Here is a 15,318-nt window from a genome sequence, read left to right as displayed (position 1 = left end):
AAACTCTCCCGCAGTTACGGAAGAGACCAGGTGCAGATTTTAGGTGCAGGCAGCATGCGGCGCTCAAATAATAAGCAGTAAACAATCTCCAATCATCGGCCCCGCGCAATATTATATTTTGAAAGGTGTAGTGATCCCATGATCGATCCTAGCGTTAAACAGGACCTGCGTGAAATAGGCAAGAAACTAACAAACCTTAGGGGGTCTCTTTGACTTAGACCTGAAGCTGGAAGTCATTGCGAACTTTGAAGAGAAGATGGCCGCGCCGGATTTCTGGAATGACAATGAGCAGGCCCAGGCAGTCATCGGCGAGATGAATGCAGTAAAATCCGTAGTAGACCAGTTTGAGAAGCTGCAGCAGGAGTACGATGATGCGGCGATGATGGTGGAGCTGGCCGATGAGGAAGGCGACGAGGAGCTTGCTGCCGAGGTGGCCGGAAATATCCGGACAATCAGCGGCAAGGTGGATGAGTTCGAACTGCAGCTGCTGCTTAATCAGCCTTATGATAAGCTGAATGCCATTCTGGAGCTTCATCCGGGTGCAGGCGGAACGGAGTCCCAGGACTGGGGCCAGATGCTGCTGCGCATGTACACACGCTGGGCGGAGAAAAGCGGCTTCAAGGTTGAAGTGCTCGACTACCTGCCTGGTGATGAGGCGGGCATTAAGAGCGTAACGCTGCTGATCAAGGGCTTCAATGCCTACGGCTATCTGAAAGCGGAAAAGGGTGTACACCGGCTGGTGCGCATCTCGCCGTTCGATTCCTCCGGCAGACGCCATACCTCGTTCGTTTCCTGCGATGTGGTTCCAGAGATTACCGATGATGTGGAAGTGGAGATCCGTACAGAGGATCTGAAAATAGATACCTACCGGGCCAGCGGCGCGGGCGGTCAGCATATCAATACGACGGACTCGGCGGTGCGGATTACGCATATTCCTACAGGTGTAGTGGTAACCTGTCAGAATGAACGCTCGCAGATCAAGAACCGGGAGCAGGCGATGAAGATGCTGCGCTCCAAGCTGTACGAGCAGAAGCTGCAGGAGCAGCAGAAGCAGCTGGATGAGATCCGCGGCGAACAATCCGATATTGCCTGGGGCAGCCAGATCCGCTCGTATGTATTCCACCCTTACAGCATGGTGAAGGATCACCGTACTTCCGTGGAAACCGGGAACGTGGGAGCTGTGATGGACGGCGATATTAACCTGTTCATCGACGGATACCTGCGCAGCCAGATCAAGACAGAAGTTGAGTAAGCATAACTGGATTTCTACGCGTCCTCGGAGTGTAGTAAGGAGAAGCTAGAGAACATGCAAAAAGAAAATTCACGCAACAAACCGCCGCTGATTCCGCTGAACGGGCCGCTGCGCCATACAGTGGATGTAGCGTTAATCCTGATCGGTTCATTGATTACCGGTCTCGGGTTTAATCTGTTTTTTCTGCCGAACCAGATCGCTTCGGGGGGAGTATCCGGCTTGTCGGTGCTTGCCGAGGCCTGGTTCGGCGCCGAGCCGGCTTTTACACAGTGGGCTTTGAATATCCCGTTATTTATCCTCGGGGTTATCTTCCTTGGTAAGCAATACGGCATGCGCTCCCTGCTGGGGAGCTTTGTGCTGCCGCTGTTTATCTACCTGACCAAAGACGGACCGGTTCCGACAACCAATCCGCTGCTTGCCTCGATTTATGGCGGGATCGCAGTCGGGCTTGGTCTGGGGCTGGTGTTCCGCGGACGCGGATCCACGGGCGGACTGACCATTTTGGCGCAGATTATTCAAAAGATCACCGGCTTCAGCTTCTCTCTGTCTGTTGTGCTGCTGGACGGTACAGTTATTACATTGGCTGCGTTTGTGCTGGGCATGGAGCAGGCGATGTATGCACTGATCGGTCTGTTCGTAACCGGGAGAGTAATCAACGCACTGGAGATGGGCTTCAGTGTGACCAAGGTGGCTTACATCATTTCAGATCATACAGAGGCGATATCCCAGGCGATTCTGAATGACCTGGACCGCGGATTGACTAAGCTGAACGCACAAGGCGGTTACACCGGTGACAACCGGGTAGTGCTGATGGCGGTTGTCGGCCAGAACGAAATTACCCGGCTGAAAGCAATCGTCCGGTCTGTAGATCCGGGCGCATTTGTCATCATTACCGAGGCACATGAGGTGCTCGGAGAAGGATTTAAAAGAGAAGCGTAGATGCTCCATTGGAGAAGTCAACGCTTCTCTTTTTTTATAGAAGAATCCGCCAATAAAGTTAACGTTACATGTTGTATTTATATTAATTCGGTCGTATAATAATACATATTTGCAGGACGGTATGCATTTCATGAAAGAGTCAGAAAGCGGGGATGACAGTGGCAGGCAAGCTGAGAGCGGCGATAGTGGGATCGACGGGGTATGGTGGCGTGGAGCTGATCAGGCTTTTGCAGAACCACCCGGATATAGAAATTACTTCGGTAATCTCTTCATCAAGTGCAGGGGAGCCGATTGAGCTCGGGTTTCCGCATTTGACGGGAATTGTGGAGCGGAAGCTGGATGGCGTTGATCCGGCTGAGATTGCGGGCAGGGCTGATGTAGTATTCACGGCAACACCGTCGGGTGTGAGTGCCAAGCTGGTGCCGCAGCTGCTGGAAGCGGGCCTGAAGGTTGTCGATCTGTCCGGAGATTTCCGTCTGAAGGACGGGGCAGAGTATGAGCAGTGGTATAAGCATACGGCTCCGCCCGCCGAATATCTGGAGCAGGCTGTATACGGGTTATGTGAAGTATATGGTGAACGTGCTGCCGGGGTGGATTTTATCTCTAACCCTGGTTGCTACCCGACCGCAACGCTGCTGGGGCTGATTCCTGCGGTAGAGGCAGGCTGGATCAAGCCGGAGAGCATTATTATTGATGCGAAGTCGGGCATCTCGGGAGCGGGACGCGGTGTGAATCTGGGCGTTCATTATGCCGAGGTTAATGAGAACTTCAAGGCCTATAAGGTTAACAAGCATCAGCATATTCCGGAGATTGAACAGGTGCTTACTGATGTTTCCGGTGAAAAGGTAACCGTGACCTTCACGACACATCTGGTACCGATGACCCGCGGGATTATGAGCACTATGTATGCCGGGATGAACGGCGCTTATAACGAGCAGGATTTTGTGGAATTATACCGTAAGTATTATGCAGGCCGGTCTTTTGTGCGGATCCGTGAGGCTGGAGTGCTTCCGGCGACCAAAGAGGTCAGCGGCTCGAATTATTGCGATATCGGCTTCTCTTCAGATGCCCGTACAGGACGGGTAACTATTGTGTCTGTCATCGACAACATCGTTAAAGGCGCAGCAGGGCAGGCGATTCAGAACCTGAATTTGATGATGGGATGGGAGGAAACCCGCGGCCTCGGCTATACACCAGTGTATCCGTAAGGTTCAGCGGTCAAACATACAATGAGCATAAATCAGGCAACATATACCGTCGTGGAAGGCGGGAGCATTACCGCACCAAAGGGTTTCACCTCTGCAGGACTGCACTGCGGCCTCAAAAAAACAACCCGCAACGATCTTGGAGCCATCCTCTGTGAGGTTCCGGCAACGGCTGCGGCTGTTTATACAACGAATGTATTTCAGGCTGCGCCGTTAAAAGTAACCCGGGAGAGTCTGGCGGATGGTACCCTGCAGGCGGTCATCGTGAACAGCGGGAATGCCAATGCCTGCACAGGCGAGCAGGGCGAAGCCGATGCTTATGAGATGCGTGCAGTTGCGGCTAAAGCGCTTGGCGTGAATGAACTTAATGTTGCAGTAGCATCAACCGGAGTGATCGGTGAGCTGCTGAAGATGGACCGTGTACGTACCGGGATTGCCGGACTGCCGGAGAAGCTGGATGGAGGCGCCGCGGGAGCGGAGGAGTTCAGCCAGGCTATTTTGACAACCGATCTGGTGAAAAAAGAATGCTGCGTCGAAGTGCTGGTCGGCGGAGAAAAAGTAACGATTGCCGGTGCGGCCAAAGGCTCGGGGATGATTCATCCGAATATGGCCACCATGCTGGGCTTCATGACGACGGATGCCCTGATTGACGGGGAAGATCTGCAAAGCTTGCTGCGTACCGCTACTAATACTACTTTTAATATGATCACAGTTGACGGAGATACAAGCACGAACGATATGCTCGTGACGATGGCCAGCGGCCTGGCCGGGAATGAGAAGCTGACGCGTCTGCATGCGGACTGGGATGCTTTTGCTGCGGCGTTTACACATGTGTGTCAGCATCTGGCGAAGGCGATTGCCCGGGACGGTGAGGGTGCGACCAAACTGATTGAAGTGCAGATCAGCGGTGCGGTGCATGATGAGGCTGCTGGAGCGATTGCGAAGACAGTGGTAGGCTCGAGTCTGGTGAAATCGGCGATTTTCGGGGCGGATGCCAACTGGGGGCGGATTATTGCTGCCGTAGGACGCGCCGGTGTTCCGGTATCGCCGGATAAGGTGGATATTTCGCTTGGTGAGATCGAGGTGCTGCGCCAGTCTCGGCCGGTGGCTTTTGATGAAGAACAGGCCCTTCACTATCTGCAAAAGACCGATACGGTAGTGATTACCGTGGTGCTGTCGGACGGCGAAGGCAAAGCTACGGCTTGGGGCTGTGACCTCACTTATGATTATGTGCGTATTAATGCTGCATACCGTACCTAAACGCGGCTGGCATAAGGAGGCTACCTAGAATATGACGGAGCAAAAAATAGAAAAGCTGTTTGTGATGAAATGCGGCGGGAGTACGCTGGCTGCGCTGCCGGATTCTTTTTTTGAGGATTTGCGGGAGCTGCAGGCCGATGGGGTTCAGCCTGTCATTGTACATGGCGGCGGACCGGCGATTTCGGATAATCTGGCGAAGCTGGGGATTGAGAGCAGCTTTGTGAACGGCCTGCGGGTGACGACCGAGGAAGTGCTGGATGTTGTAGAGATGACACTGGCCGGAAGCATTAACAAGGCGATTGTCCGCAGAATCCAGGGCAGCGGCGGGCAGGCCCTTGGCTTGTCCGGTGTGGACGGCAATCTAATACTGGCACGCCCTGTAGCCAACAGCGATGTAGTAGGGCAGGTCGGCGAAGTTACGGAAGTAAAGGCGGAGATCATAAAAGGGATTCTGGCACTCGGCTACATTCCGGTTATTGCACCTATAGGTGTAGATGCCGGTGGGCAGCGTTACAATATTAATGCGGATACGGCGGCTGGGGCAGTGGCTTCTTTTGTCGAGTCGCCTTCGATGATTGTGGTCACGGATGTTCCCGGTATTATGCGCACCATTGATGGTGAAAAGGTCGTACTTCCATCGGTGACGGTGACGCAGATTGAAGAGCTGATTGCCAGCGGTGAAATTTACGGCGGGATGATCCCCAAAGTGCGCGCGGCGATGGACTGCATTCAGGGCAGTGTGTCCGAGGTTGTCATCGTAGACGGCAAAGAGCCTCAGGTGCTTAGCCGGGTGCTAGGCGGGGAGAAGCTGGGGACGAGGATTATACGTTCTTAGTTTGGTAAGATAGAGTGGAGACAAGCCGGAAGTCAGGTGTTACCAAAATAGAGCGCTGCCGGTTTACCGGAAGCAGCATGGTGGGAGAGTGACTAAGAATGAGTGAGCTTACACAGGCGGAAAAAGATTCTTTAACAGGGGCTGCGGATACCCGTTCAGGGGAAACGAAGGTTCAGGAGGCTGCTCCTGCCAAGCTGAGTGCGGTATTCCCGTCTTATGCCAGATATGATCTGAGTCTGGTTAAGGGCAAAGGCAGCTTGGTCTGGGATGACCAGGGCAACAAGTACCTCGACTTCATGTGCGGGCTGGCGGTAACCAGTCTGGGACACGCTCCTGAGAAGGTTGGCGAGAAGCTGAAGGCGCAGATTGATACGCTGTGGCATGTCTCGAACCTGTTTCACATTCCGGGACAGGACCGGGTTGCAGCGCTGCTGACAGGCAACAGCTGTGCGGATCAGGTCTTCTTCTGCAACAGCGGTGCGGAGGCGAATGAAGCTGCGATCAAGCTGGCCCGCCGCTATCATCAGAAGGTGAAGGGCACAGGCCGTTATGAGATTATAACCTTTGAGCAGTCCTTCCATGGACGTACTCTGGCGACGCTGACAGCCACCGGACAGCAGAAGGTAAAAGAGGGCTTCCTGCCGCTCCCTGAGGGCTTCAAGACGGTGCCACTGCATGATCTGCCGGCGCTGAAGGCGGCTATTACTGACAATACTGCAGCCATCATGCTGGAGATGATCCTGGCCGAAGGCGGCGTGCTGGAGGTTCAGCAGGAGTTCCTGGACGCTGTGGTAGAGCTGTGCAACGAGCACGGCCTGCTGCTGATCGTCGACGAGGTGCAGACCGGCATGGGCCGTACAGGCAAGCTGTTTGCGCATCAGCACTATGGCATTGAGCCGGATATTTTCACCCTGGCTAAAGGCGTAGCCAGCGGGTTCCCGGCCGGCGTTATGCTGGGCAAAGGTTATCTGCGCGAAGCGTTCAGCCCGGGCAGCCATGCCAGCACCTTCGGCGGTACGCCGCTGGCGGCTGCGGTGATGGAAGCGACGATAGAGACAATGCTCGAAGATGAACTGCCGCAGCGGGCAGAAGAGATGGGCGAATATCTGCGCGGCCTGCTGAGAGAGAAGCTGGCGGATACGCCGTTCGTAAAGGAAGTGCGCGGCAAAGGGCTCTTGATCGGGATCGAATGCACTGAGTCGGTTGGCGATATAGTACTTGCCGGTCAGAAGCAGGGCCTGCTGTTTGTGCAGGCCGGACCGAATGTGATCCGGCTGCTGCCTAATCTATATGTGAGCCAGGATGAGATCCGCCAGGCGGTGGACATTCTTGTTCCGCTCATTCATACTTATGCTAACAAAGGAAACGGGGAGGCACATTCATGAGCCAGAGTGTACACAGCGGGAAGCTGGCGATCGCAGAGCAGCTCAAAGGCCGTGATCTGCTGGAGCTGAATGATTACAGCCCGGAGGAAATCACGTATCTGATTGATCTGGCTATCGAGCTGAAAAAGAAACAAAAAAACGGCGAGGTTTACCAGCCGCTTAAGGGCAAGACGATCGGACTTATTTTCGAAAAATCCTCGACCCGCACACGCGTGTCCTTCGAGGTAGGCATGTATCAGCTCGGCGGCCATGCGCTGTTCCTGAGCAAAAATGATATCCAGCTCGGCCGCGGCGAAACTGTGGGTGACACGGCCCAGGTCATGTCCCGTTATCTCGACGGCATCATGATCCGCACCTTCGGCCATGATAAGGTTGAGGACCTGGCGCGTTATGCTTCTGTACCTGTAATCAACGGCCTGAGCGACCTAGCGCACCCTTGTCAGGTGCTGGCCGACTATCAGACCGTATATGAGCACAAAGGCAAGCTGAAAGGCCTCAAGCTCGCTTACATCGGCGATGGCAACAACATGGCCCATTCCCTGCTGATCGGCGGCGCCAAGCTGGGCGTGCATGTCTCGGTTGCCGGCCCGGAAGGCTATGAGCCTGACCCGGCTGTGGTTGCTGAGGCGCGTGAGATCGCCAAGGAGACAGGCGCTAACATCGTCATCACCCGCAGCCCGCAGGAAGCGGTTCAGGATGCTGACGTCATCTACACCGATGTCTGGGCGAGCATGGGCTTCGAGGCTGAACAATTGGCGCGTGAAGCAGCATTCAAGGACTACCAGGTCAACGAGGAGCTGGTAAAAGGCGCTAAGAGCGACTACCTGTTCCTGCACTGCCTGCCCGCCCACCGTGAGGAAGAGGTCAGCACTGGCGTAATCGACGGCCCGAACTCCGTCATCTTCGACCAGGCTGAGAACCGCCTGCATGCACAGAAGGCGCTTATGGCTGCTTTGATGGGCTGATCAAGGTTTTCATCCAGGGCGAAGCCCGGATAGGCTGAGAATCGCCTGCATCTGCCAGAGCCATTATTTAAAAATTGCAGATTTGAACCTGCAAAGGCCTTAGAGGTCTTATACTATATAAAAAACTATATAGGATGAGCTTTGGCTTTTAGAGTTGTGATCCGGTGCTAAGGATAAAAGTATTCTGCAGAAATATAACTTGATTTAGAATGAATATTAAGGGGAAAGTGGCGGAGGGGAATTTTGGAACTGTAAGAGCGGTAGCGTCCGCCTTTGTCTGCGGATTTCAACCGCGAACGCGGTACAAATCAGGAAATCTGCAGACAACAGCGGCTGGAAGTCCAAATATTCTCTGGAGTCACGGCTTATCCCAAAATAGGAGGCCTCTAATTCAATCTATATAGTTGCAGCTTGCATTCCGGTACCTGAGCTTTACTCTTTTGCCAGCTCCCATCCTATACCCCCACACCGAAAGGAAGTTGCACCCCCATGCCTAAAGAAAAAATTGTACTCGCCTATTCCGGCGGGCTGGATACCTCAGTCATTCTGAAATGGCTGAAAGAAACCTATGATGCAGAGATTATTGCCTTCACTGCCGATATCGGCCAGAAGGAAGAGCTGGACGGCCTGGAGGAAAAAGCGCTGGCCACCGGCGCATCGAAGGTCTACATTGATGATCTGCGCGATGAGTTCGCGAGTGATTTTATCTATCCGATGTTCCAGTCGGGCGCTTTGTATGAAGGCCAATATCTGCTCGGCACCAGTATTGCCCGTCCGCTGATCGCTAAGCGTATGGTGGACATTGCAATCGCGGAAGGCGCTACAGCAATTGCCCACGGCGCAACCGGCAAAGGCAATGACCAGGTCCGCTTCGAGCTGAATGCGGCGGCGTTATCGCCGAACATCAAGGTGATTGCACCTTGGCGGCTGGAAGAGTTCCGCAACCAGTTCCCGGGCCGTGCGGAAATGATCGCCTACGCTGAAGCGAACGGCATTCCGGTACAGGCTTCGGCTGCGAAGCCGTATTCCATGGACCGCAACCTGCTGCACATCAGCTATGAGAGCGGCGTGCTGGAAGATCCTTGGTTTGACCCAAGCGCACCGGAGAACAAAGAAATGTTCCTGCTCAGTAACGCACCTGAGGACGCACCAGACGAAGCAGAGTATCTGGAGCTGGACTTCCTCAAGGGCAACTGTGTAGCACTGAACGGCGAAGCCTTGACTCCGCTGCAGGTAATGGAGAAGCTGAATGAGCTGGGCGGCAAGCACGGAATTGGACGTGTGGATATGGTCGAGAACCGCTTTGTCGGCATGAAGAGCCGCGGCGTCTATGAGACACCGGGCGGAACCATCCTGTTCACCGCACACCGCAAAATGGAATCCATCACCATGGACCGTGAAGTGATGAACCTGCGCGACAGCCTGATCACCCGTTACAGTACCCTCGTGTACAATGGCTTCTGGTTCGCTCCTGAGCGTCTCGCGCTGCAGGCACTGGTGAACGAGAGCCAGAAGAACGTAACCGGTACGGTCCGTGTGAAGCTGTACAAAGGCAACATCATCGGCGCCGGCGTGAAATCACCGGTCAGCCTGTACAATCCGGACATTGCGACAATGGAAGCAGACCCGACTCAAGCCTATGACCAAGGTGATGCAACAGGCTTTATCCGCCTGAACGCACTGCGTCTGAAGGTTTCCTCCGGCGTAGCAGAGTCTAATAAGTAGAATATTTTTACCGCTCAGCGGTTTCATAGCAGAACATAACATAAGCGGACACCAGAAGGCCGTTCCTCCGACAGGATAGGAGCGGCCCTTCTATCGTCCATTAGAGGAGGACATATCAAGTGAGCAAGCTTTGGGGCGGCCGGTTTACAAAAGGAACAAACAAGCTGGTGGAGGAGTATACAGCATCCATCGGATTCGATAAGGCACTGGCTGAAGAGGATGTACAGGGCAGTCTGGCTCATGTCACGATGCTGGGCAAATGCGGTATCCTTCCGCAGGAGGATGTTGAGACGATCAAGGCCGGACTGAACAAGGTGCTGGAAAAGGTTCGTGCAGGCGATATTGAATTTTCCGTAGCGGATGAAGACATCCATATGAACATTGAAAAGAACCTGATCGAGGAAGTGGGTCCGGTCGGCGGTAAGCTGCACACCGGACGCAGCCGCAACGACCAGGTAGCAACAGACATGCATCTCTATCTCCGCAACCGGGTGGTCGAGTTCGTTGGCCTGCTGCATGAACTGCAGGAAGCCTTGATTGAACAAGCCAAGGACAATGTGGATACGATTGTACCGGGCTACACGCATCTGCAGCGCGCACAGCCAATCCTGTTCGCTCATCATCTGCTGGCTTACGTGTCGATGTTCCGCCGCGATGCGGAGCGCCTGACAGACAGCTATAAGCGGATTAATGTGCTTCCGCTGGGCGCCGGGGCGCTGGCCGGAACGACGTTCCCGATCGACCGTCATTTTGTGGCTGAGCAGCTTGGCTTTGACAGTGTGTATGAGAACAGCCTGGATGCTGTCAGCGACCGCGACTTCATCGTCGAATTCCTGGCTAACGCTGCGCTGATCATGACTCACCTGTCCCGGCTTAGCGAAGAGCTGGTGCTGTGGAGCAGCACCGAGTTCAGCTTCGTGGAGCTGGACGATGCATTCTGTACCGGCAGCAGTATCATGCCGCAGAAGAAAAACCCTGACGTACCTGAGCTGGTGCGCGGTAAAACTGGCCGTGTCTACGGCAACCTGATCGGTCTCCTGACTGTCCTCAAATCGCTGCCGCTGGCATACAATAAGGATATGCAGGAAGACAAGGAAGGCATGTTCGACACAGTGGCTACACTGACAGGTGCATTGCAACTGTTCGCACCGATGATCTCCACCATGAAGGTGAACAAAAACCGGATGCGCGAAGCGGTCAATACCGACTTCTCCAACGCGACCGACATTGCGGACTTCCTGGTAGGCAAAGGTCTGCCTTTCCGCCAGGCGCATGAGGTTATCGGCAAAACGGTGCTCTACTGCATCAACGAAGGCAAATTCCTGCTCGATCTGACTCTGGATGAATTCAAGCAGTTCTCCCCGTTGTTCGATGATCAGATCTACGCTGTTCTGCAGCCTGAGGCTGTAGTGAACGCCCGTAACGTCTATGGCGGCACAGCGACTGTACAGGTCAAAGCAGCCATTGAGCGGGCTGAGGCTTCCCTGCTTGAAGCGGGTAAGTGGGTAGCGCAGCATGCGGGTACCGCTGAATAAGCAGTTTGTCCAAGGCTTTGCAGAACGGATTCATTTAGACTGAAAACCAAAAAGACTGTCCTCACCGCTATAATGATAAGCGGGAAGGACAGTCTTTTATTATGCAAGAGCCAATCGGGTTCGAGTGACTATTTGCCGCTGTAACCCTCTGTATACGCTGCCAGAAATAATAACGCTCGGTCTATATACTCCACAAATCGGAGGATGATTTGCCCAGCGGCAGCCACTTCAGCACATCCTGGATTTTGGCATCCCAATAACCCCACTCATGCTCGCCTGGACCTTCTTCATAGGTTAATGACAATGAGGTTTTGTCGCAGGCAGCACGGAACACCTGATTGTCCTCATACAAGAAGTCCTCGGTACCGCAGCACTGGTAAAGAAGCGGCTTAGGCCCCGTTGATTTGTCTACCTCCTGAAGCAGCCACAGCAGATCATCCGGAGTGCCGGCGATGTCCACATTACCGAAGATCCTCGCGTACTCTTGGGACCTCTTGGCCGGGTCCTCCGGGTTCATGAGATGATGCGCCATATCGAGCGCCCCCGACAGACTGGCCGCAGCGGCAAAAGCCTCCGGCTTGCGCAGTCCCAGCTTCATCGCCCCATAACCGCCCATGGAGAGTCCGGCCACGAAGTTATCCTCACGCTTAGAGGAGAGCGGGAAGAACGAGCGGGCGAGCGCGGGCAGCTCCTCACTGATGAAGGTCCAGTACCGGCCCCCGTCTGCCATATCCGTATAAAAGCTCCGGTGCACCTGCGGCATAACCACGGCGATGCCCAGCTCAGCCACATACCGTTCTATCGAGGTCCGGCGCAGCCAGATCGAATCGTCATCCGACAGGCCGTGCAGCAGGTAAAGCGTCGGGTGAAGCTCCCCTCTTTTTACATTGTTGAGTCCGATTTGTGTAGTCGTCTGCTGCGGCAGTATCACCGTCATTGAGGTACTGAGGCCAAGCACATCCGAATAAAATCTGCATTCTATCAGAGCCATTGTCGTTTCCTCCCTTTAGCACAAATGATAGCATAGCGCATAGCCGATATATAGAGTAGAAATCGCTGGAATTATTATGTCTAATAGGATTGCTGGGTTAAGAGGGGAAAGAATATAATGGAAGCAGGATAAATAGAAACGGAATGTGCAAGTGCGAAAGATATTTAGGGTGAGAGGCGGAAAAGCAGGATGAAAGATCGTCTTAAGCAGGAACAAGGATTTACACTGATCGAAGTGCTGGCGGCTATTATCATTTTGTCGATCGTCTCCCTGGTGCTAACGTCTTATTTTACCAATGCCATGTCATATGCCAAAGCTAACCAGAACAAGACGATTATGGTCAACCTGGCGCGCAATGCGCTGTTTTATGCGGAGAAGCAGGATTTTGATAAGTGGAAGGCTTATTTTACTAAGGTAGAAAACAATAATACGCTCGAATGCTCGGCCACCGGGACTTCTTGCGCTACTTATAACAATATGGTTGATGACACAAAAATATTAGAAGCTGTGCTGAATCCTTATATTAATAAAATTCAATATCATATTCAGATTGTCTACCAGCAGGAAACGCATAAGAATATGTCTGCAAGTAAAACGGATTTCGATAAGGATATCTCGCCTTATTTGCTTCCGGTTGAGGTCATAGTGTGGAACTCAAAAGATACTGCCAGGACGAAACAAACCGTTGTGGAGGGATATATTACAGATGAAAAAATTCGTTAACCTCCTCCGCCGCGAACAGGGACTGACTTTGATTGAGCTTATAGCTGCTATAACCATTTTTGCGATAGTATCGGGACTGATCTATGCGGTAATGATGTTTGGAATGCGCGCCTACAATCAAGTAACGACCGAGAATAAGTTAAGGGACGAAGGCGATCTGCTGATGTCGGCTGTTATCACTGAGATGTACACCTTTGGGGCCGAAACTGTGACCGCTCCAGCGTATGAAGTTAACAGTAACCAGGAAATTATAAGCAGTTCTATTAAGTTGCAACGGGATGGTACAGGAGGTGCCTGGGAGACTATTAGCATTAAGGATGAGAAGCTGTCTATTGTAAAATCAGATAGTTCAAATTCAGATTCTATGACGAATGTAACCTCAAAACTGGCTCCCGGATCCAGTATTGTTCTGCAATGCGGTAATACGGGTTCTTGCAGCAGCGGCTTGATTCATATTAATCTCAATCTTCTGAAAACCTATGGCGGTAAAGATTACACTTTAACTTTAGAGAGTACATTCGGGTTCTAGGAGGATCGTGTCTAAATGAAAGAAGAACCATCGGGCAGAGTGTCTTATATCCAGAGGTTTAAAAAAATCAAGCAGGAAGAGGGATCGGCGCTTGTATTAGTTATGTTTCTGGTACTTATACTGACGATACTTGGTCTGGCTGTAATGGGAGCAACAATTGGCGGAGCACAGATTACGGAAACACGGGAGAGTGATGTGCAGAGTCTGCATTTGGCGCAAAAGGGTCTGGACGAAGCAACAGCGTATATACAATCACAGCTTAAGGACTTGGAGGATATTGATCCGGATACGCTGCAAGGGATCTTTAGCACTTTAAATAAAGAGAACCTTAACGTCACAACTGAACTGGGAACACTTCATAATACAGCCAGCGGTAAAATTCAAGAAATTAAGTATTCGGGAAAAGAGCCTATTTCACCTGTAGATGATAAGTATCTCCAGTCTCGTAAGTATTATATCGATGTCACTACCTCGGCGGTAGTCAACGGAGTGAACCGAAAACTGCAGCAGCGGATTACCCTTGACAGCTATCCTGATTTTCTGAAGTATGCCTTCGGATCGGGTGAAACGTTAAGACTTAATGGCGCCCCGCTGCTGAGAGGGAATATTTATGCCGGCAAACAGCTAGTTATTACTGATACAGCGGATTATACGTATAAAGGGTTCTCCCACCACCAGCCTTCTGTATATCCAACAGTAATGCAGCAGGCCAGTTCATCAGAAGTGAGCGGTGAAATACATGTCCAATCCTGGGACAGTATATTATACGCCCACGGTTCAGCTCCTCCATCAGGAGTATCACCATTAATCCCACTAAAGATGGAGAATACCAATGAACTCAATGATATCCTTAGTGTTACGTCCGATAAAGTAAGAATCAAGGAACAGAAAAAATTTGTGGAAATCAATGTGGAAGAATCCTTTTGGGATAAAGTATCCGAGGCATTGGGGGCTGATGTAAGAAATGAGTTGCGTGCACGTTATGTGAAAGCGGCAGACGGGCAGGCTACAGCGCAAACGAGTCTGAATGACTGGCTTAAACTATATAACGCAGGTTCTTTTACTCATCTGAAAAAGCCGGAGTTTCCGGTTAAAGCTCCAATAAGTGCAGATGCTACGGAAGAGCAGAAAAATAAAATAGAAGCAGACTATCAGAAAGCAGTGGACGACTATCATGATATTCTGAATACTCAGCTCACTAATTTAAGCTCATCAGCCATATTTGATACCAGCTTACAAGTAGATAATGTAGATTATAAACAAATTACGTTCTCTTCTGATGCTAAGCAGGGTATCAATAGTAGCAATCCAAAATGGCTGATTATTGCTGGTGATCTGATTATCGATAATTTTAAGCCGGATTTTCTAAAGGTTAAAGGTAATATTCTAGTTACAGGAAATTTGATTATCAGAGGCAATGTAGAGTTCGATACGACGATGTTTGTTCTGGGGAAGACAACTGTTGAAGATGCAAAGATACACGGTTTAACCGAAGGTGGAAATGAAAAGGAGCTATTGGTAATTTCTAAGCATGAAATACTGATAACGCGGATTGACTCTTTTTCACAACAGGTTAGTGGTCAAGGCCAGAATGCATCTGATGAGATGAAGGCCTTTTTCTACACGGATACAGAGGGAATGCTGTACGGTGTAGGTTCTAAATTTTGGTTGAACGGCGGATTTTTTGCAAAGGGGAACTTGACAGTGAATGCAGTAGTTGGACAAGTTCAGCCACCTGATGCTGCGAATGTAAGTGCAGGTTTTACCTTTGTGACGCCACAATTGAAGACTATGGATGCCAGATTTATTATAGATTATAACTACAAGATTTATGCTGATCAGCAGGCCAGTCTTCCGAGGGTTAAGGGGGTAAGCATGAGTGTCAGTCCGATGAGATTAGTGAAGTAGCACATAGTCTTGCCTGATTGGCAAAAAGACCGCTCTGGATGAATAATATCCGGAGGCGGTCTTTTT

Annotated in this window: 13 protein-coding genes; 12 read left to right on the top strand and 1 reads right to left on the bottom strand. The window is 51.7% G+C overall.

Annotated elements, in window-relative coordinates; all coding sequences use genetic code 11:
- Positions 1–138 precede the first annotated feature (138 nt).
- The 9 genes from prfB (at position 139) to argH (ending at position 11,101) form a co-directional block, all read left to right on the top strand.
- Positions 139–1,252 (top strand): peptide chain release factor 2 gene (gene prfB, locus AC4G46_RS29795; RefSeq protein WP_491125809.1). Its coding sequence is split into 2 segments (ribosomal slippage): positions 139–210 and positions 212–1,252, totalling 1,113 coding nucleotides; the frame shifts between segments, so codons are not numbered across the junction.
- Positions 1,253–1,306: 54 nt separating this feature from the next.
- Positions 1,307–2,191 (top strand): YitT family protein, encoded by an 885-nt coding sequence (locus AC4G46_RS29790; RefSeq protein WP_090713925.1) that lies wholly within the window; start codon positions 1,307–1,309, stop codon positions 2,189–2,191.
- 152 nt (positions 2,192–2,343) lie between these two features.
- On the top strand, positions 2,344–3,399 hold the full coding sequence (gene argC, locus AC4G46_RS29785; RefSeq protein WP_491125808.1) for an N-acetyl-gamma-glutamyl-phosphate reductase: 1,056 nt from the start codon (positions 2,344–2,346) through the stop codon (positions 3,397–3,399).
- 21 nt (positions 3,400–3,420) lie between these two features.
- Positions 3,421–4,656 carry a bifunctional ornithine acetyltransferase/N-acetylglutamate synthase gene (gene argJ / locus AC4G46_RS29780; protein ID WP_491125807.1) on the top strand — a complete coding sequence of 412 codons (1,236 nt, stop codon included), beginning with the start codon at positions 3,421–3,423 and terminating at the stop codon, positions 4,654–4,656.
- 31 nt (positions 4,657–4,687) lie between these two features.
- Entirely contained in the window at positions 4,688–5,491 is an 804-nt protein-coding gene (gene argB, locus AC4G46_RS29775; RefSeq protein ID WP_491125806.1) for an acetylglutamate kinase, read from the top strand.
- A gap of 98 nt (positions 5,492–5,589) precedes the next feature.
- On the top strand, positions 5,590–6,876 hold the full coding sequence (locus tag AC4G46_RS29770; protein ID WP_491125805.1) for an aspartate aminotransferase family protein: 1,287 nt from the start codon (positions 5,590–5,592) through the stop codon (positions 6,874–6,876).
- The gene (gene argF / locus AC4G46_RS29765) at positions 6,873–7,841 is read left to right on the top strand and encodes an ornithine carbamoyltransferase (RefSeq protein WP_491125804.1); all 969 of its coding nucleotides are present in this window, start codon (positions 6,873–6,875) and stop codon (positions 7,839–7,841) included. Before AC4G46_RS29770 ends, argF begins: the two co-directional genes overlap by 4 nt.
- 489 nt (positions 7,842–8,330) lie before the next feature.
- Positions 8,331–9,566 carry an argininosuccinate synthase gene (locus AC4G46_RS29760; RefSeq protein WP_068724664.1) on the top strand — a complete coding sequence of 412 codons (1,236 nt, stop codon included), beginning with the start codon at positions 8,331–8,333 and terminating at the stop codon, positions 9,564–9,566.
- A gap of 119 nt (positions 9,567–9,685) precedes the next feature.
- On the top strand, positions 9,686–11,101 hold the full coding sequence (argH, locus tag AC4G46_RS29755; RefSeq protein WP_491125803.1) for an argininosuccinate lyase: 1,416 nt from the start codon (positions 9,686–9,688) through the stop codon (positions 11,099–11,101).
- Between the two features lie 181 nt (positions 11,102–11,282).
- Here argH and AC4G46_RS29750 read toward each other — a convergent pair whose 3' ends face one another.
- Positions 11,283–12,092, bottom strand: coding sequence for an alpha/beta hydrolase (locus tag AC4G46_RS29750; protein WP_491125802.1), 810 nt, complete (start codon positions 12,090–12,092; stop codon positions 11,283–11,285).
- Between the two features lie 189 nt (positions 12,093–12,281).
- Between AC4G46_RS29750 and AC4G46_RS29745 the strand changes: the two genes are divergently transcribed.
- Genes AC4G46_RS29745 through AC4G46_RS29735 form a run of 3 tightly spaced genes read left to right on the top strand, consistent with a single transcriptional unit; the run spans position 12,282 to position 15,252 of the window.
- Positions 12,282–12,815: a type IV pilus modification PilV family protein gene (locus AC4G46_RS29745; protein ID WP_491125801.1), complete on the top strand. Its 534-nt coding sequence runs from the start codon at positions 12,282–12,284 to the stop codon at positions 12,813–12,815.
- Complete coding sequence (locus AC4G46_RS29740) at positions 12,799–13,344, top strand: PulJ/GspJ family protein (protein WP_491125800.1); 546 nt, start codon at positions 12,799–12,801, stop codon at positions 13,342–13,344. Before AC4G46_RS29745 ends, AC4G46_RS29740 begins: the two co-directional genes overlap by 17 nt.
- A gap of 15 nt (positions 13,345–13,359) precedes the next feature.
- Positions 13,360–15,252 carry a pilus assembly PilX N-terminal domain-containing protein gene (locus tag AC4G46_RS29735; RefSeq protein WP_491125799.1) on the top strand — a complete coding sequence of 631 codons (1,893 nt, stop codon included), beginning with the start codon at positions 13,360–13,362 and terminating at the stop codon, positions 15,250–15,252.
- Positions 15,253–15,318: the final 66 nt, after the last annotated feature.

The sequence above is a fragment of the Paenibacillus sp. fava2 genome, from assembly GCF_058313675.1.
The sequence above is the reverse complement of the archived record's forward strand: the minus strand, read 5'-3'. Positions and strand labels throughout refer to the sequence as shown.

What these genes read in the sequence shown, in the direction of transcription:
- AC4G46_RS29740 (WP_491125800.1), top strand. Translation starts at nt 12,799, where the DNA reads ATGAAAAAATTCGTTAACCTCCTCCGCCGCGAACAGGGACTGACTTTG.
- argB (WP_491125806.1), top strand. Translation starts at nt 4,688, where the DNA reads ATGACGGAGCAAAAAATAGAAAAGCTGTTTGTGATGAAATGCGGCGGG.
- AC4G46_RS29745 (WP_491125801.1), top strand. Translation starts at nt 12,282, where the DNA reads ATGAAAGATCGTCTTAAGCAGGAACAAGGATTTACACTGATCGAAGTG.
- argF (WP_491125804.1), top strand. Translation starts at nt 6,873, where the DNA reads ATGAGCCAGAGTGTACACAGCGGGAAGCTGGCGATCGCAGAGCAGCTC.
- argJ (WP_491125807.1), top strand. Translation starts at nt 3,421, where the DNA reads ATGAGCATAAATCAGGCAACATATACCGTCGTGGAAGGCGGGAGCATT.
- AC4G46_RS29770 (WP_491125805.1), top strand. Translation starts at nt 5,590, where the DNA reads ATGAGTGAGCTTACACAGGCGGAAAAAGATTCTTTAACAGGGGCTGCG.
- AC4G46_RS29760 (WP_068724664.1), top strand. Translation starts at nt 8,331, where the DNA reads ATGCCTAAAGAAAAAATTGTACTCGCCTATTCCGGCGGGCTGGATACC.
- argC (WP_491125808.1), top strand. Translation starts at nt 2,344, where the DNA reads ATGACAGTGGCAGGCAAGCTGAGAGCGGCGATAGTGGGATCGACGGGG.
- AC4G46_RS29735 (WP_491125799.1), top strand. Translation starts at nt 13,360, where the DNA reads ATGAAAGAAGAACCATCGGGCAGAGTGTCTTATATCCAGAGGTTTAAA.
- AC4G46_RS29790 (WP_090713925.1), top strand. Translation starts at nt 1,307, where the DNA reads ATGCAAAAAGAAAATTCACGCAACAAACCGCCGCTGATTCCGCTGAAC.
- AC4G46_RS29750 (WP_491125802.1), bottom strand. Translation starts at nt 12,092, where the DNA reads ATGGCTCTGATAGAATGCAGATTTTATTCGGATGTGCTTGGCCTCAGT.